The sequence below is a fragment of the Kribbella albertanoniae genome, assembly GCF_004348455.1.
GTDB classification, from domain to species: domain Bacteria; phylum Actinomycetota; class Actinomycetes; order Propionibacteriales; family Kribbellaceae; genus Kribbella; species Kribbella albertanoniae.
Genome location: NZ_SMKA01000045.1, coordinates 23,364 through 39,423 on the forward strand (window position 1 = coordinate 23,364; position 16,060 = coordinate 39,423).

Sequence of the window (16,060 nt, forward strand, 5' to 3'; positions counted from 1 at the left end):
GGAAGAAGGCGCCTACCGAGTCGGTAGGCGCCTTCTCTACGTGTGCAGGCAGGCCTCAGTGAGTGCGCCGGCCGCGGTGAGGTGCCGGAGCACTCGGGGCGGCCGGCTGGTCGACGGTCCACAGTTCCTCGTCGAGCAGTTGGACGGTGTCGACGGTTTCGGCCGGAACCGGCTTCTTCCGTGGCGTGGCTGCCGGTACGCCGAAGGTGCCGGCTGGATCTGTCTTGCCCGACCGTCCCCGCAGCTTCTGCGGTACTCCGGGCAGCCGGCCGGTCGGCTTGCCCTTGCCGTGCATAGCGGGCTGCGCCGTACCAGGCTTGGGCTTGTTGCCGTTGCCGCCGCCCGCCATCGGCGGCATCATCGGCGGTGGCATCGCGCTCCCACCACCTGCAGGTGCAGCCGGAGCAGCCGGTGCGACTGGTGCTGTGGGCGGCGCCGAGACCGAGGGCAGACCCCGGCCGTTCATCTGCCGCGCTGCCTGGGCGGGACCGTTGGTGACGTCCTTGGCTCCTTGGATCGCCGAATCCAGCCCGAGGTCGTGTTTTCCGAGACCGAACCCACCCGGCTTCCCGCCACCACCGACGATCGACTTGCCCACCCCGGGACCACCCGGGAACGGACCCTTGGGATTCTTCCCGACCGGCGTCACCCCTAAGGGCGGCAACGGCGTGAACGGCGGGATCACCGGTGGAGTCGGAGCCGGCAGGTTCGGCAGCGGAACGTTGGGCAAAGTCGGCGGCGGCAACGTCGGTGGCATCCCGGCCAGCCCAGGCCCGGTTGGGAGATCCCCTGATGCGCCAGGATCCGCACCTGCAGGCCCGTCACCCGGTGCCTGAGACTCCGGACCGCCCGGAGCCTCAGCCGTCGGCCCACCCGGCGTCTGCGCGTTGTCCGTCGGCCCGCCAGGTCCGCCCGGCGTCCCTGGTGGCGCCCCGGTCCGGACCGGCACCTGTGGGCTGTTTCCGGGCGCCTCCGCCGGCGGATACCCGGTAGTCCCCGTCGGCCCGTTCCACTGCACCTTCGGGGGCAACGCAGCGATCGCCGTACCAGCCGTTGCGAAGTGCAGGTCGAGATCCGCGCATTTCGTTCTCGCGTCCTCGATCGCGGCGTTCGCCTCCGCGGCGGCCTGGGGATCGCCTCCATAGGGAGGTATCGCATTCAGCCTTTGGGTCGACCTGGCAGTCTCGATCGCTAGGAGGGCTTTCACGACTGCTGTCCTGGTCACGGCGGTCTTTTCGCCGAGCTCAGCGGCGAGGCCGGTGAGGTTCGAGCTGTCGACGCGAGGTTTGCCCTCTTCGGGCGGCTGTGGCCCGCCCTGTGCCCCCGCCCATGCTGCCAGCGATACGTCGGCAAGGTTCCATCGGGTGTCGAAGGCGTCACCGGCAGCATCCAGCCAGCCTTCCTGGTCGATGTTCCCGCCGTTGCCGGTCAGCCCCCGGCGCAGCCCGCCGCGTGCCTGGGAAAGACCTTGCTGCGCCGTGCTGATCGCAGAGGTGAAGCCGCTCCACCAAGTACCGAAGTCCTGGACCAGGTTGATTGCGGGAAGCGCTTCCTGGTCGAGGGCAGTGAGCCACTTCTGCAGGGCGACCTCAGGAGCCTCTACACCTGCCATCAGTTCACCCCTTGTGAGTCTGGCGGAAGTGGCGCGGAGGTGATGCCGGATCCGCTGTAGTAGTGGCCGACGTTCTTGTAGTAGTCACTGTTGTTGACCTGGTCGATCTTGATCGTCTGATCGTGGGTCGCCGCGGCGACCCGGGTGATCTGCACTGCGTGGTTGGTGTCGGTCTGCTCGTACTCGTTCGCGCAGAGCTGGATGATCTCGCTGAACAGAGCGAATCCGTCAGCGGCTGTCTTGCCGAAGCCCTGCGCAGCTTGAACGGACGACGTGACAGCAGCGCTGACACCGACCACGCCTTGGATGAAGGTCGCCTTGACCGGGCTCGTGTTCCACGCTGGTAGGACCGGACTTGCTGCCTTGATCTCCTTTGCTGCTCTGTGCATGCCCGGCACGTCGCCGTGCAGCTTCTCTGCCATGGAATCTCCTCAGGTGTGAGTGTTGAACTGCCGAACCTGGTGGGTCAGTTGCCGTCCTCCTCGCGTGGGGGTTGCCAGGCCAGCTGGATGAGCTGGGCTTCGCCGCGGTGGCGGATCAGGCGGCCGCGGCCGGGAGGGAGAAGTTCGGGTTTGACGCCGCCCAGCAGGGGACCTTCGAGTTTGTCGCCGGACAGCTGGATGCCCGGGCTGCCGACGTCGCGCATCCGCGCGATGAACTGCTCGTACAGGGCGCGGCCGGCGCCGTTCATCCGGCGGGTGACGATCATGTGGAAGCCGATGTCGCGTCCGTGCTGGACGAAGTCGATCAGTGGCAGGAACGGGTTGTCGAGCGGACTGACCACCAGGTCGTAGTCGTCGACGAGGACGAACAGTTCCGGTCCGCTCCACCAGCTCCGGCGGCGGAGCTGCTCCGGGGTCACGTCATCCGGTGGGAGCCGCTCGGTCATCGACCGGGCGGCTTCGGTCAGCAACAGACTTGTCGCGGATCGGTCCGCGCCGTACCCGATCAGGTGCGGTGTGGTGATCTCGCCGAGAAGGGCGCGGCGGTGGTCGATGATGATGATCCGAGCCTGCTCGGGCTGGTAGGAACTGGCGATCCGGTGCGCCAGCAGGCGGAGCAGGTTCGTCTTCCCGGACTCGGCATCGCCGAACAGGAGTAGGTGCGGCTCGGTGCCGAAGTCGAGTTCGGCCGGCCGCAGGTCGTGCTCGGCGAGACCGATCGACAATCGGTGACCGGTACCCTCCGGCCGGTCCCGGTCGGGCAGAGCACTTGCCGAGAAAGTTGCTGGAAGCAACCGTACGGCGGGGGCCCGGTCGCCCGGCCAAGCTGTGGCGATCGCGTCGACGAGTTCGGCCGTGCCGGTGGAGACGCTGCTGTGGGTGGCGTCCTGCTCGACGTCGCCGGAGCGCTCCTGCAGGTGGGGCAGCCCGATCAGCATCTGGTGCTTCGTCGTCGTGACACCCCGGCCGGGACGCTTGGCCGGTACGGCGAGCGCGGCGATCCGGTCCACCATCGAGTCGATCGGGTCGCCCAGCTTGAGTTCCAGGCGGGTGCCGAGCAGGTCCCGGATGTTCATTCGCAGCTCGTAGGAGCGCGAACAGGTGAGGACGACGTGGACGCCGTACGAGAGACCCCGGGCCGCGATATCGGCGATCTCCGCCTCGAGCTCCTCGAAGTCGGAACGGAGGACACCCCACCCGTCGATCATCAGGAACACGTCACCGAACGGATCATCGGCGAATTCGCCGGCCGCCCGCCGGCGCCGATAGGTGGGCATCCCATCGATGTCGGCTGCGGCGAACTGGCGTTCCCGCCGGTCCAGCAGACCGGCGACCTCGGCCACGGTACGGCGGACGGCGCCGGTACTCTGCCGGCCGAAGACGCCGCCGACATGAGGAAGGTTCCGCAGGCTGCCGAGCGATCCACCACCGAAGTCCAGGCAGTAGAACTGGACCTCCTTCGGCGTGTGGGTCAGGGCGAGCCCGGCGACGATCGTCTGCAGGGTGGTGCTCTTGCCGCTCTGCGGTCCGCCGATGACCACGACATGTCCCTCGGCGCCGGAAAGGTCCAGGACGAGCGGATCGCGGCGTTGGTCGAGCGGGCGGTCCACGATGCCGGCGATCGCCCGGAGCGATCCGTACCAGCCGGCGTTCGCGACGGTGAGGCCGCGGGCCGGGTCGGTGCCGAGCGTCTCGTACAGGTCACCGACCGCAGGGGCCTCGTCGAGCGGCGGCAGCCAGACCTGGTGGGCGGGGTCGCCTTGCCCACGCAACCGTTCGACCAGGATGTCCAGCAGGCTGTCGCCGATCACGTCGTCGTTGACCTCGTCGTACGGCGTCTCGTCGTCCTCGGACTCGAGCGCCGGGGCGTGATAGCTGGTGGAGTACGGCATCAGCTCCGGGATCTCCTGGTAGTTGACACCGGCGGTTGCCCCGGTCGGGCGCTGATGGACTCCGGAGACGTACGCGGAGCGGAATCGGATGAGCGTGTCGGTGCCGGACTTCAGGAACCCGTGCCCCGGCGGTCGCGGCAGCTTGAAAGCCTCGCCGTTGCCGAGCACCGTCCGGCTGTCCATGTCCGAGAACGTCCGCAAGGCGATCCGGTACGACAGGTGCGTGTCGAGACCGCGCAGCCTGCCCTCTTCGAGTCGCTGACTTGCCAGCAGCAGATGGACACCGAGCGATCGACCGACCCGGCCGATCTGGACGAACGTGTCGATGAAGTCGGGTTTGGCGCTCAGCAGCTCGCTGAACTCGTCGACGATCACCAGCAACGTCGGAACCTCCTCGAGAGGCGCACCGGCTGCTCTGGCCTTCTCGTAGTCCCGCAGCGAGGAGAAGCTGCCCGCCGCGCGGAGTAGCTCCTGGCGGCGCAGCAGTTCGCCGTCGAGGGCGTTCGTCATCCGGTCCACGAGATGGAGCTCGTCGGCGAGGTTGGTGATCACCGCGCTGGTGTGCGGCAGCCGGTCCAGCCGGGTGAAGGTCGCACCACCCTTGAAGTCGACCAGCGCGAAGTTGAGCGAGCGCGGCGGATGGGTGATCGCGAGGCCGAGCACGAGTGTCCGGAGGAGTTCGCTCTTGCCGGACCCGGTGGCGCCGATGAGCAGACCGTGCGGTCCCATGCCGTCCTGTGCGGACTCCTTGAAGTCGATCTCGACCGGCATGCCGTCCGAGCGGATGCCGAACCGGATCCGCAGCCGGTCGCGGTTCGGTCGCTGGATCCAGGTCTGCGTCGGGTCGAAGGAGTACGGGTCGCCGAGTTCGAGCAGCTCGGCCAGCCCCAGTTCGGCGCTCAGCGGTTGCTCGCCGATCATTCCGGCGGTCAGCCGCAACGGGGCCAGTTGCCGGGCCAGGGCCTCGGCCAGACTCGCGTCCAGCGAGTCCGCGGCACCGAGCTCCGCTTCCCCGTCCATCGTCTGGGTCATCAAGTTGCCGTCAGCATCTACTTCCAGCACGATGCAGCTCGGGTCGAGGGCCCGGGGCGGCGTCGTGCTCAGGTCGATGACGACGACGCCCTCGACACCGCCGCCGGTCATCAGGTGATCCGAGCCGGCCAGATCGCCGCCGTCGATGACGACGACGATCAGTGGGCCGGCGCCGCGGTTGTCGATGTCGGGATCGAAGCGCGGACGGTTGGCGATCAGGTCGTCGAGCATTGCCTCGACACCGGTGATGGTCGGTGCGACCAGTCGCAACGGTCCGACGGCATCGACGCGCTGCGGGTGCAAGGCGTGGGGCATCCACTTCGCCCAGTCCCATTCGGCTTGTTCGGCTGTTCCTGCGCACACAGCGATCCGCAGATCGTCAGGTGCGTGGAAGGTGGCCAGTTGGGCCAGCAGCGCGCGGGTCAGGCCGCGGCCGCGGTCGTGGTCACCGCGAACATGGATCCGGCTGAAGCCGGCCAGCGAGATCGCGAGGGGCAGGCCGGGGACCTCGGCGTACGTGGACAGGAAGCGCCGAAGCGCCAAGGCAGACAGGGGCTCGAGGCGTTCCAGCGGTTGGGTGTCGGGTGGGATCAGCGTGATCGGTGCACTCTGCCGGCCCGCCCCGATCCGTGCGACGCCGAAGTCCACGTCGTCGCGACGTCGCTCCCAGAGGCGATAGCTGACCGCCAGGCTCCACAGGGATTCCGGGGACGGATGGGCGTAGTGCAAAGCGTCCCGTTGCCGGGCGATCGCGCGATTCAGCCGGAGCCGGTGCTGGGCCAGTTGCCGGAGATAGGCCCGCCGGGCCTGGCCCATCTCACGTTTGCCGGTGCCGCCGGCCTGGGCGATACCGACGATGACCATGCCGATCAGCGCCGCACCGAACAGGCCGTAGATGACGAGACGGAGGCCGGAGCGCATGTTGCCGGAGAAACTCAGCAGCATCGCGCCCATCATCGCCACCATCGGCAGCATCATCAGGCCCTGGGTCCATTGCCGCCCGGACGGCAGCGGGATCTCCGGCGGCGCCTCGAGCAACAGCTCACCGGCCGGCGCTTCGGGGCTCGGTCGTCGGGCCGGACGTTTGACGATGACCGTTGCCATGGTCGGACTCCTCGTGATCGGCAGACCTTGATCGTGCGGCCGGCGCGGCGGCCTCAGGGCGAGGTGGCAGGAAGGTGCCGAGCGCCGGTCCTGCCAGGGGCTGCGCCCTAGCGTCGAGGCGTGCCGTGGCAGAGATCCACGGTTCCGGTCGTCGGTTCCGGATGGTCCGGTGCCCGACCGCTATGGCACGAAGGGAGAACCGGAATGGCAAGTCCGACAGACCAGATGCACATGGTGACCGAGTCGGCCCAGCACGCCGCGACGATGGCGGCTTCGACGGCCGAGAGCATGTCGGGTCACGTGACCCGGCTGAGCGGCGTGGTCGGCAGTGTGGTCGGCGGCGGCTGGCACATGGACCAGGCGTTTGCCTTCGGCAACGCTCATCAGAACTGGGCCGACGGGATGGCGAAGCTGATCGCCGCCCTGAACAAGATGAGTGCGGACACGACGATGCACATGGCCGACTACGAGGAGACGGACACCGCCCAAGCGGCCCAGCTCGTCCGGACGGTCCAGACGCCGTCGTTCGCCGGAATTCTGTGACCCCGCGAAGAACCTAGGAGGATGTCGTGGGACTGAAGAAGTGTGAGTTCGGAACGGTGGAAGGGCTGCTGAGTCAGGTGCAGTCGACGCATGCGGGTGTGCTGGCCGACAAGGACGCCTGGCTGCGCACCTTCGGCCTGACCGCCCAGGACCTGATGGACAACGCGGGTGGCCGTTTCACCGAGGTCAACGCGGCGACCGATCAGGTCACCGCCGCCATGCAGGAGATGCAGAATCAGGCTCTCATGCTCGGTGGTCAGTCGCTGCAGGCGAACATCGAGACGGTGATGCGGTCAGCTGCGCGCTACGGTCACTGAGTCGGTACACCGAAGGCTCCGGTGCGGGTGCACCGGAGCCTTCTGGTTGTCGCCTGCAGTCGCTGTCAGCGCTCGGCCGGCGGGGGCGGCAACAGGAACAACTGGTCCGGCGGGTCGTCACGCAGCGGCTCGCCCGCGAGGGACGGCGCGTGAGCCGGTCGCCAGCGCCGTTTGACCGCGGCCGGTACGACGAGCGCGAGCAGCACGCCGAGCAGAGCCACCACGAACATGCCGAGAACCCGTGTCCAGGCTTGGGACATCAGGTGGCCCTCGGCCGTGGCCTTCGCGACAGCTGCTTCGTCGACCGGTGGGTGGACCATCGCAGGCACAGCTGCGGGTCGTTCGGCGCTGAGGCCCTCGGTGACGGCACGGTACGGGTCGACGACACCGGCGCCGTACGAATACCGATCGCTACCGCCGCGCGCCGGCAGGGCGGTTGCCATGAGTCGCTGCGCGACCTGTTGGGCGGTGAGTTTCGGCCAGGCTGCGCGGACCAGGGCCGCGGTGCCGGCGACGAACGGTACGGCGAAACTCGTCCCGCTGTAGTAGTTGTGCCCACCGCGCCGTGCTAGGCCGAGTACACCCCCGCCGGGCGCCACGAGGTCGACGTACTTGCCGATCTGAGACGACTGCAGCCGGACACCGGCGGTGTCGGTGGCGCCTACGCCGAGAACCCCTGGGTAGTTCGCTGGGTACGACGGCAGAAGGTTGCCGTCGCGCTGCTGGTTTCCGGCGGCGGCAACGATCAAGGCATCCTTGCGTTGTGCATAAGTGATCGCGGTCCGGATGGCCCGGTCGTCGTCGATCCCGGCGAGCGACATGTTGATCACCTTGGCGCCGCGGTCGGCGGCATATCTGATGCCCTGGGCAACCACGAGCGGATCGAGTTCCTTGGTGGCGCCGTCGGTGCTGCCGCGATCGGTGACCCGGACCGGCAGGATCCGCGCACCCGGTGCGATGCCCCGGAACCCGACACCGGACACGCTGTCCGCAGCGATGATGCCGGCCACCGCAGTTCCGTGTGAGTCGCAGTCGAAGTTCGCGCGCAGGGGACCGACCTGGAAGAAGTCCTCACCCGTGCCGACCTTGCCGCGCCCGCGTAGCTGTGGATGGTCCGCGTCGACACCGCTGTCGATCACGGCGACGAGCACACCGGCGCCGGTGCTGTACGGCCACACCTGTGCCGGGTCGAGGAGTTGCTGTGCCCAGGGCAGATCGCGGATGGCCGGGCGGGCCGGATCCGCGTTCTGGCACAGGCCGGGAGGCGGTTTGGCGACGGCCGCTCCGGCCGGCGCGAGCATGCTGCCGGCCACAGCGGCCAGCAGTACTGCGACGATTCGCTTGGTCACGCTTCATGGTGGCCAGCTCGTCGGCCAGGTCCGGCGTACTGGCCGAAAGCTGTCACCGATCCACGCGGCAGCCTGCATCGCGTCAGTCTGCTCACATGATCGAAGACCTGACGAAACTCGCCGAGGAGCTGGGGGCCGCACAGCGGACCGCGGCCGGCACCGTCGGTCACGCGGAGTCCGACGACGGGCTGATCCGGGCAGCCGTCGACGGCCAGGGCGTGCTGATCGAGTTGGTGCTCGACCCGAGGATCTATCGCACGCCGGACTCGACGGCCTTGGCCGAAGCCATCCGGGCCACCGTCACCCGGGCCGCCGAAGACGCTGCGCTCAAGGCCTTCGCCGTGATGCGCAAGCTGCTACCCGATGCCGAGCAGGACGAGCCCCTGATGGAGCCGGTCCTGGCCGAACTCCGGAAACGGACAGGAGGGACCGAATCATGGGCAAGGTGAAGGCCGGCCGGATGGAGATGGACACCGACGTCGTGCGGACGTCGGGCTCGTCACTGAAGGCCACCGGTACCCAGGCGGCTACTGACGCCGAGAGCATCATCCAGCGGATCGTGGCCGGGGAAGCGGCGATCGGCACCGGTTCGGCGGCCGACAACTTCCACCTCGGGTACAACCTGCCGGCGACCAGTACGAAGGAAGGCAGCAAGGCGGCGGCGAAGACGCTCGGCGACCTGGGGACCAGCATGATCGAGGACGCCGCGAAGTACGAGGAGATCGACCAGCAGTATCGCGCTGCGCTGGACCGCGCGCGCCGGGCCTGAGATGCCGGTCGCGCCGCCGCCCAACGACGAGTACGGCTTCTGGCCGCTGGTCCAGTCGCTGGTGGCCGGTGCCGAGGCGGCCTGGGACGGGATCAGCAGCGCGGCGGCTTATGTCTTCGCCTTCCCGGACGCGGACGAGGATGCTCTGCGCGAGGTGCTCGCCGTTGCCTGGGACGACTTGTCGAAGCTCGCCACCGATATCGGCACCGCGGCCGGAGACCAGCTTCCGATCACGGCCGTGAGCTGGCCGGATTACGCCGGTGGTTCGTTCGGTTCCACGCTCGGCAAGTTCGCCGGCACTGACGCCGGTGGAGCGAAGGCCACTGCCGACGCGGCGCACCAGATCGCCGACATGGTGCGGAAGTATGCCGCAGAGGTCAAGTACACCAAGGATCAGATCGTCTGGGAGGTGGCGGTCAACCTCGGGTTCTACGCGGCGACGTTCGCGGGTGGGCCGGCCGGGTGGGCGGCCGGTGCCGCGGCGCGCTGGCTCATCTCCCGGGGCACGGCGCGGGCGGTGAGCACGCTCCTGGAACGACTTGCGCTGAAGGCGGCGGCCTCGACGTTCCCCAGGGTGCTGGGTGCGCCCCTGACGCTGAAGACGCTCGGTAAGGAGCTCGGCGCCGGAATGATCAAGGAAGCGGCGGACGAGTTGCTGGCCACGATTCCCCCGTTGATCCACAACAACATGCTCAACACCGACTTCGGCCGGGACCAGATCCTGCAGGCCGGTATCGGCGGTGGGCTCGGTGATCCGGTGTCCCGGGTGGTTCGCCGGGTCGCTCGCCCGATCACCAACACCGTCGGTCGCGGTCTCGACCGGGTTCCGGCGCCGAACTTCGTGCGGAACCAGGCCAACACCTTCGTCAACTCGTTCGGTATCAACGCGATCAGTTCGCCGATCTCCAGCAACATGGCGAACAACATCGTCGCCGGGAACTGGGCCGGGCTCGTCGACGGCCGGGGCTACCTGAACGCCATCGGCGACAACTGGCTCAGCTCGGGCGCCCACGGGACGTTGCGGGCGAACGGTGTCGAGGCATCGCGGGTCGGTAGTCAGATCGCGACCGTGGGGCTGCAGAACCACTTCGGCGGCAGTACGACGACCGCACTGACTCCTCAGGTAGACCCGGCAGGGGCCGGAGCGGTTGCCCCTGGCAACGCAAATTCGGTTGCTCATGGCAACGCGAGTGTTGTGAACACGAGTGGTGGTCACACGAACAGCACCTCGACCGGGCAGGCCGCGGACCTGCACCACCAGCAGGCACCTACCCAGGCGCGGACGGACGCGGCCGATGCGATGGTGGCACGTCCTCCGCAGGCGGCTGTCACCCATCACGACAACGGGATGTCCATCCGCCCGGGCGATACCGATGGCAACCAGGTGCAGGATCCCACACTGGACGGCGTACAGGATCAATCGAACCTGGTGGCTCCACCGCCGATCAGCACCATTGCGCCGGGGCATGGAACTCCGGCTCCGGCAACGCCGGTCCACACCGCACCAACTGCTGCGGCGAACGCCGTACCGACGGCTCACACCAGTACGTCCACGCAGACGATCGCCAATCCCACCGCGACAGCGCCGACGAACTCGGTCGCACCGACGACGAGCGGAGCCGGGCCGGCGGGGACACCACAGAACGGGACCGCGCAAACGGCAACCGCCCAGACAGCCGGTGCTCAGGCGTCGTCGGCGTCGGCGCCGCCGGCGGCTGCCCAGGGCGCTTCCGCCCAAAGCGGACCTCCGCAAGGTGGCGCCGCTCAGGGCGGGGCTCTGCAAGCTGGCTCGCGGGTCGGGGACGAGCAGAGTGATGGTGAGGTCGACAACGGCATCCAGCTCACGGGCCATGCGCAGACCGATCAGCTCGTGGCCGAGGCCAACGGGCCGCGGACCGTCGACGAAGCGCCGGCCGGGCGGGACGGTACGAAGGACCCCAACGACAACGATCCACCGGCGCCACCACCGCGGCACGAGCCCGGCGTCCGGCCGGGGGGCGCGTTCCATCCGCACGCGCACGGGACGCCGGACCTGTTCTCTGCCGGGGCAGCGCGGAGCAACCAGGATGTCATCGACAACGGCGGCGGCCTGGATCGCACGGCAGCGACGGTCGCCGAGGCGGCCGAGGCCGGCGGGATCGACCTCAGTGATGTCGAGATCGTCATCGTCACCGAGGCCGACGAGATCCGGTACCTGGACTACAACGGCGCCTCTGCCTGTACGCCGCCGGAGCTCGGCGGCCGGCAGATTCGGCTCGGCCCGGCGAGTTTCGCCGATCGGGCGACCTTGGTGGCGACACTGGCTCATGAGAAGACCCACGTCGACCAGTTGCGCTCCGGCGCCGACGTCGGTACGGACACCATCAACGATCTCGAGAACGAGGCGTACGCGAGCGAGGCTCCGGCGCTGGAGAGGATGCAGGCCCATGACGCCGATCAGGTTCACGATCGAGACGACGTTCGATCTCCCCGGCCGGGGCGGGATCCTGGTCCCGGGCCGGTTGCAGAGCGGGGTGATCCGGGGCCGGACGACGCTTCGCGTGGAGGGTACGGACCAGACGGTCCGAGTGCTGGCCGTGGAACTCCACTCTTCCGCCGGATCGGACCCGGCAGCACCGACGGTGACCCTGGTGATCGATCGGGCGGACGCGGCGGGCCTGTCGGCGGGGACGGTTCTCGTCGATCCGGTCTGACTCCTCCGCTCGTCATCCAGGGGGTCGCCAAATCGCTGTTGTGGTTCAGCGGGACCGGACGTCTGCTGGCCAACTGGGAGATGGTGCAGCGGCAGATCCACGCGGCGTTCGGCGATCAGCGTGTCCTGGATGCGGCTGGGATCAAGTCCGTCGACCGCGTCGCCGGCAGCCACGACACGTACGTCGTGACACCGGCCGAGGGCACGCCGTTCACCGTGATCGTGCGGGCTGCTGCAGTCGCGGACGGTCATCCGGGCGAGTTCGTGGTCCGTGCGGACGGATCAGGTCCGGCCACGCTGACCGTTTCGGATCGCGCGAAGGACACCGTCGTCCCCCGGACGGTCGCCAATCTCCTGCACCAGCTGGCCAATGCCGGCCGACCGGCCGAGCCGGCCCTGCTGCGGCCCGACAGCGACGCCAAGCAGGGCACCGTGGCATTGTCGCGGGAGGACGGCGGGCGGCTGGCCGAGGCCCGGCTGCTGGCCAAGAAGCTCGAGGACACTCGGGCGATCAGGGCGGTCCGCCGGCAGAACATCCAGACCGAGATCCGCGCACTGATCGAGCACCTCGGTCTGGCCCACGGTCAGGAGCAGGCGAAGTGGCGTCGCTCGGAGCTCGCGGCCGACGGGCCGCTGATCGACAAGCTGTCGCGAGGCTGGACAGCAGGCGACAAACGAGCCCGGCTGCGTGTCTTCGTCGCCAAGGAGATGCTGATCACCGGCCTGCCGGGTGCGGCCGGCGCCGTTGGGCTCGCGGTCATCGACTCCGTGGGAACCGGCCTGCAGCTCGGCGTGCCGGCTGTTGCGGTGGCGCTCTTGTCAGGTGTCGCGGCCCGCTGGCTGGATCGGCACAAGAGCGCCGCGAAGTCCGCGGAGTCCGCCGCACGACTTCGGCTGATCGAGCAGGGCACCCCCGGCGTCCTCTCCGCACTGGAGGGATCAGCCGCCCCTCCGGTAGAGCCTCCCGCAGCGTCCAAGTTCGTTACCGCCAAGTGGAAGTATCGCGCCCGGCACTGGGGGCCGTCGATCGCCGGTGTCGCGATCGCGAGCGCCCTGGCGGGCGGAGTTCCGCTGGTTCCGGCCTTGTTCTTCGCGGCCAATGCTGCCATCCGGCCGCTGATCGACCGCTTCACCGACGGGCGGCGCAAGAGTGCGGAGCAGCAGCGTTTCGAGGCGTGGCTCGCCAGGGTCGCCGCCGACCCAGCGCGGTACGAGAACGAGCTGATCGCCTTCCTCGACTCGATCGGTGGTCGTCTCGACGCAGCTACCACGGCCCTGGCCAGGCGGGCCGGGGAGACAGGAGGACTCGACTATGGTGCGCTCGCCCGGACTGAGCTGTCCGACCAGCTTCCTGCCCTGAGCAAACGGGCCGTTCCGAGCAAGCCGGATCCTACCGAGGCTGGTTCCTCTGCTCTGGCCGGTCACTTGAGCGCCTACGTGGAGTCCCTGATGTTCGGTCTGGTCAACAGCCTGGCCGCAGGTCTGGCGGCGGCCGGTGTGAGCACGGTGATCGAACGGCGTACCGAGAACGCGACCGACCAGTTGACCCAGCACAACCATCAGGTGGTCGAGAGCGCCGAGAGTCACGCGTTGTTCGAGGCCTTCAAGGATCAGGCCGCCAAGCTCGTCGCCTTGGCGGAGCTCGTCGAACGCTTGGCGGCCGACCCGGCGTCGCCACGGCTGGTGGATCGCATCCTCGACCGGTTCCGGGCGGCACCTCCGCCGGCACAGCCGACTGTGCCAGGGCCCCCGGTTCCGCGGGCAGGTCCGGACCCAGCGGCCGAACCGCGGCGAACCCAGCCGTTCTGGGTCCAGTCCCTGATGGCCGTTCCACCACTGGTCACGCTCGGGGTGGCCACCGTGTTGGACAGGATCGTCGGGCTCGGCGACGTGACGGTGGTGGCGACACTGCTTGCGGCCGCGGCATCGTTCGTCTCGGCTCCTTTCGCCCGCTGGGTGGGTGATGTCGTCGACGCCAGGCATGGCCGGCACGCGACAGCGATCAACCTCGATCGGGCCGTGGGGCCCCAGGAGCTGGCCGACAAGCTCGGTGTGCTGATGTTTCTCGGGCAGTTGCAGCAACGCGCGCTCGAAGCTCAAGCAGAAGCACTGCGCCCGGGCACAGCAACCAGCACGCCTCTCGACGTGGTGCGGGCCTTCGACCGCATGTTCCGGATCCGCCCGACGGCCGCCGACTTCACCAGCCGCGTGCGAGCCGCCGTACGAGCGGCCCGGCTGACGATCATGCCGGTAGCCGGCGAGAGTCGGCAGGAGCGGGCGGAGCGGCATGTCAAGCTCGACCAGATCGAGCAGGCCGCCGACCGGGTCGACGAAGCGATCGAGTCCTTGCAGCGCAACGATCCTGGCGCCAAGGCCGTCCTGCGTGCCGCGCGGGCCGGACTGATGTCCGCCATCCAGGCGCACACGGCCGAGGTGGGCGACGGGCGCGGCCGGCTGCCTGACCTGGCCTCGGTGGATCCGGCGACCGGGCAGCGCACACCGATTGACCCGGTACTGCGGGCCCGCGCGGCGGTATCCGAGGCGAATCGGCGGATGCTCGCGGAGCCGAACACGACGCCGTACCGGCTGCAGCGGGTGATCGCGCTGGCACGGGTCCAAGCTGCCGTGGAGACGCTGGCTCGTGAGTTGGCCCGCGGTGATCGTGTCCGGGTCAAGCTTGCGTTCGCGGATCTGACCAGTAGGGCGAACGCGTTGAAGCTCCTGCAACGCCGGGCCGGGGTGGCAGGCGACCCGACGATCCTCGGTGCGGAGCTCGCCGAGCAGGTCAAGGCATTCCTGCGCCGGCCGAGTGGCAACGCCGAGGCACTCGGCGACTTCGTTGCCGACGGCCCGCTTCAGGATCATGCCGAGCTCCTGGACCGGGTCCTGCGGGCGTTGCGCTCAGGTGGTCTGGCCCGCTTCGCGGATCTGGAGTCGATCGACGTCTTCGACGGCGAGGCGATCATCGAGGTGACGACCCGGGACGGCGACCGGATCGTCATCCGGTTCGAGGTCGGCCCGGTCGCCGACGGTCATCCGGCCGAGTACCACCTGACCGGTGACGCCGAGGATGTCGTGGTCCGGGTGTCCGATCGGATCAAGGCCGATGACGTCACGCGGGCTCTCGTCCACGAGCTCCGCGAGGTGGGCAAGCGGGGGTCGCCGGACCAGGCCTTCACACCCCACGAGCAGGGCCGGATCGGTGAACTGCATCACCTGGACGAGGAGCTCCAGGTCGCCGAGCACTTCGGTGGGCGGGATCCGGTCCGGCGCCGGCTGTTCCAGCAGAAGATGCAGGAGCTGATCGAGAACCTCCAGCTGACGGATCCGGGTCGGCTGGACCAGCTGGATGCGGCGACCCGGGAAGTTGTCGAACGCAACAGTCCGCACCTGCTACTGCCGTACGAAGGGCCGGTGAACCTCAGCGAGGAGCAGATCAGGGATCATGTGATTCCGCGGCACGGGTACGGGACGGCGCCCGAGGCGACGAAATTCCGGCGGGGCTTCGATTTCGGGCAGTTGCCGGCCTTGGCCGAGGAGGTCGTTCGCCGGGCCCCGGTCCCGACGAAGTACGACCCGGTCACCGGCGCGTACGCCCACGAGTACGACTTCGGGCCGGAGGCCCGGATCGGCGCGAGCGGCACCGGAAAGGTCCGGGTCTGGATGACCCCCGATGGTACGGTCGGCACCATTCACCCAAGGAACAGCCAGCAATGATCGAATTCGAGTACACCACGACCGACCCGTCCGTGCTTCCCGGCTGGGAACGGCAGCACGACGTGGCCGCCGCGAGCCGGGCCGATCTGCTCTGGTCGGCGTTCCCCGGCGATCTCGCGTTGGTGACTCCAGCAGCAGAGATCCGTACGTCGTTCGCCTGGGTCCCGCTGTTGCACTTCGCCCTGTCGATGGTGACCGTGGTCGACGAGCTGACCACCCCAGGAGCCAAGGCCCACTACGGCTTCACCGAGTCCGACGACGAGCTGGACTTCGAGCGGTCACGTGAACTGGTGCGCGTTGGTGCGACCTTCAGCGACGTCGTCCTGTCGACCACCGTGCCGGATCTGTCCCGCGCCGTACGGGTCTTCGCCGGCGACCTGCTCGACGACCTCACCCGGCAGTATCCCGCGCTGGGCAGGCACGAGGTGGTCGTCGACCTCCGGAGCCAGCTCGCTCGCCGTACCGCCTGAGAAACAACCCGGCCGGCCTTCACCTCGGTGGTGAGTTGACCGGGATCAGTTTGCCTTGGAGCCAGGACTGCAGTTGGTCGTGGTGGTGGGGGTGGCCTTGGGGGCCGGAGGCTCCTAGGG

10 protein-coding genes are annotated in these 16,060 nt (G+C 68.7%); 6 read left to right on the plus strand and 4 right to left on the minus strand.

Annotated features, from left to right (window positions below):
* Positions 1 to 55: 55 nt before the first annotated feature.
* From E1261_RS46860 to eccCa, 3 genes are read right to left on the minus strand one after another with little or no spacing between them, the layout of a single operon-like run.
* Positions 56 to 1,612, minus strand: coding sequence for a hypothetical protein (locus E1261_RS46860; protein WP_132406356.1), 1,557 nt, complete (start codon positions 1,610 to 1,612; stop codon positions 56 to 58).
* A complete protein-coding gene (locus tag E1261_RS13315) occupies positions 1,612 to 2,034 on the minus strand; it encodes a hypothetical protein (RefSeq protein ID WP_132406358.1) in 423 nt (140 codons plus the stop codon). Before E1261_RS13315 ends, E1261_RS46860 begins: the two co-directional genes overlap by 1 nt.
* Positions 2,035 to 2,078: 44 nt before the next feature.
* Positions 2,079 to 6,083, minus strand: a complete 4,005-nt coding sequence (gene eccCa, locus E1261_RS13320; protein WP_132406360.1) for a type VII secretion protein EccCa — start codon at positions 6,081 to 6,083, stop codon at positions 2,079 to 2,081.
* A 204-nt stretch (positions 6,084 to 6,287) separates the two neighbouring features.
* Between eccCa and E1261_RS13325 the strand changes: the two genes are divergently transcribed.
* Together E1261_RS13325 and E1261_RS13330 are read left to right on the plus strand one after the other, a co-directional pair.
* On the plus strand, positions 6,288 to 6,626 hold the full coding sequence (locus tag E1261_RS13325) for a WXG100 family type VII secretion target (protein ID WP_132406362.1): 339 nt from the start codon (positions 6,288 to 6,290) through the stop codon (positions 6,624 to 6,626).
* 26 nt (positions 6,627 to 6,652) lie between these two features.
* Complete coding sequence (locus tag E1261_RS13330) at positions 6,653 to 6,943, plus strand: hypothetical protein (protein ID WP_132406364.1); 291 nt, start codon at positions 6,653 to 6,655, stop codon at positions 6,941 to 6,943.
* Between the two features lie 65 nt (positions 6,944 to 7,008).
* Here E1261_RS13330 and mycP read toward each other — a convergent pair whose 3' ends face one another.
* A complete protein-coding gene (mycP, locus tag E1261_RS13335; RefSeq protein WP_238176189.1) occupies positions 7,009 to 8,292 on the minus strand; it encodes a type VII secretion-associated serine protease mycosin in 1,284 nt (427 codons plus the stop codon).
* A 95-nt stretch (positions 8,293 to 8,387) separates the two neighbouring features.
* On the opposite strand from mycP, the gene E1261_RS13340 reads away from it, so the two are divergent.
* Genes E1261_RS13340 through E1261_RS13355 form a run of 4 tightly spaced genes read left to right on the plus strand, consistent with a single transcriptional unit; the run spans position 8,388 to position 15,940 of the window.
* Positions 8,388 to 8,741 (plus strand): YbaB/EbfC family nucleoid-associated protein, encoded by a 354-nt coding sequence (locus E1261_RS13340; protein ID WP_132406366.1) that lies wholly within the window; start codon positions 8,388 to 8,390, stop codon positions 8,739 to 8,741.
* Positions 8,729 to 9,061: a hypothetical protein gene (locus E1261_RS13345; protein ID WP_132406368.1), complete on the plus strand. Its 333-nt coding sequence runs from the start codon at positions 8,729 to 8,731 to the stop codon at positions 9,059 to 9,061. The genes E1261_RS13340 and E1261_RS13345 overlap by 13 nt, the downstream gene beginning before the upstream one ends.
* Position 9,062: 1 nt before the next feature.
* Positions 9,063 to 15,470 carry a WXG100-like domain-containing protein gene (locus E1261_RS13350; protein WP_132406370.1) on the plus strand — a complete coding sequence of 2,136 codons (6,408 nt, stop codon included), beginning with the start codon at positions 9,063 to 9,065 and terminating at the stop codon, positions 15,468 to 15,470.
* Positions 15,467 to 15,940, plus strand: coding sequence for a hypothetical protein (locus tag E1261_RS13355; RefSeq protein WP_132406372.1), 474 nt, complete (start codon positions 15,467 to 15,469; stop codon positions 15,938 to 15,940). The genes E1261_RS13350 and E1261_RS13355 overlap by 4 nt, the downstream gene beginning before the upstream one ends.
* Positions 15,941 to 16,060 lie beyond the last annotated feature (120 nt).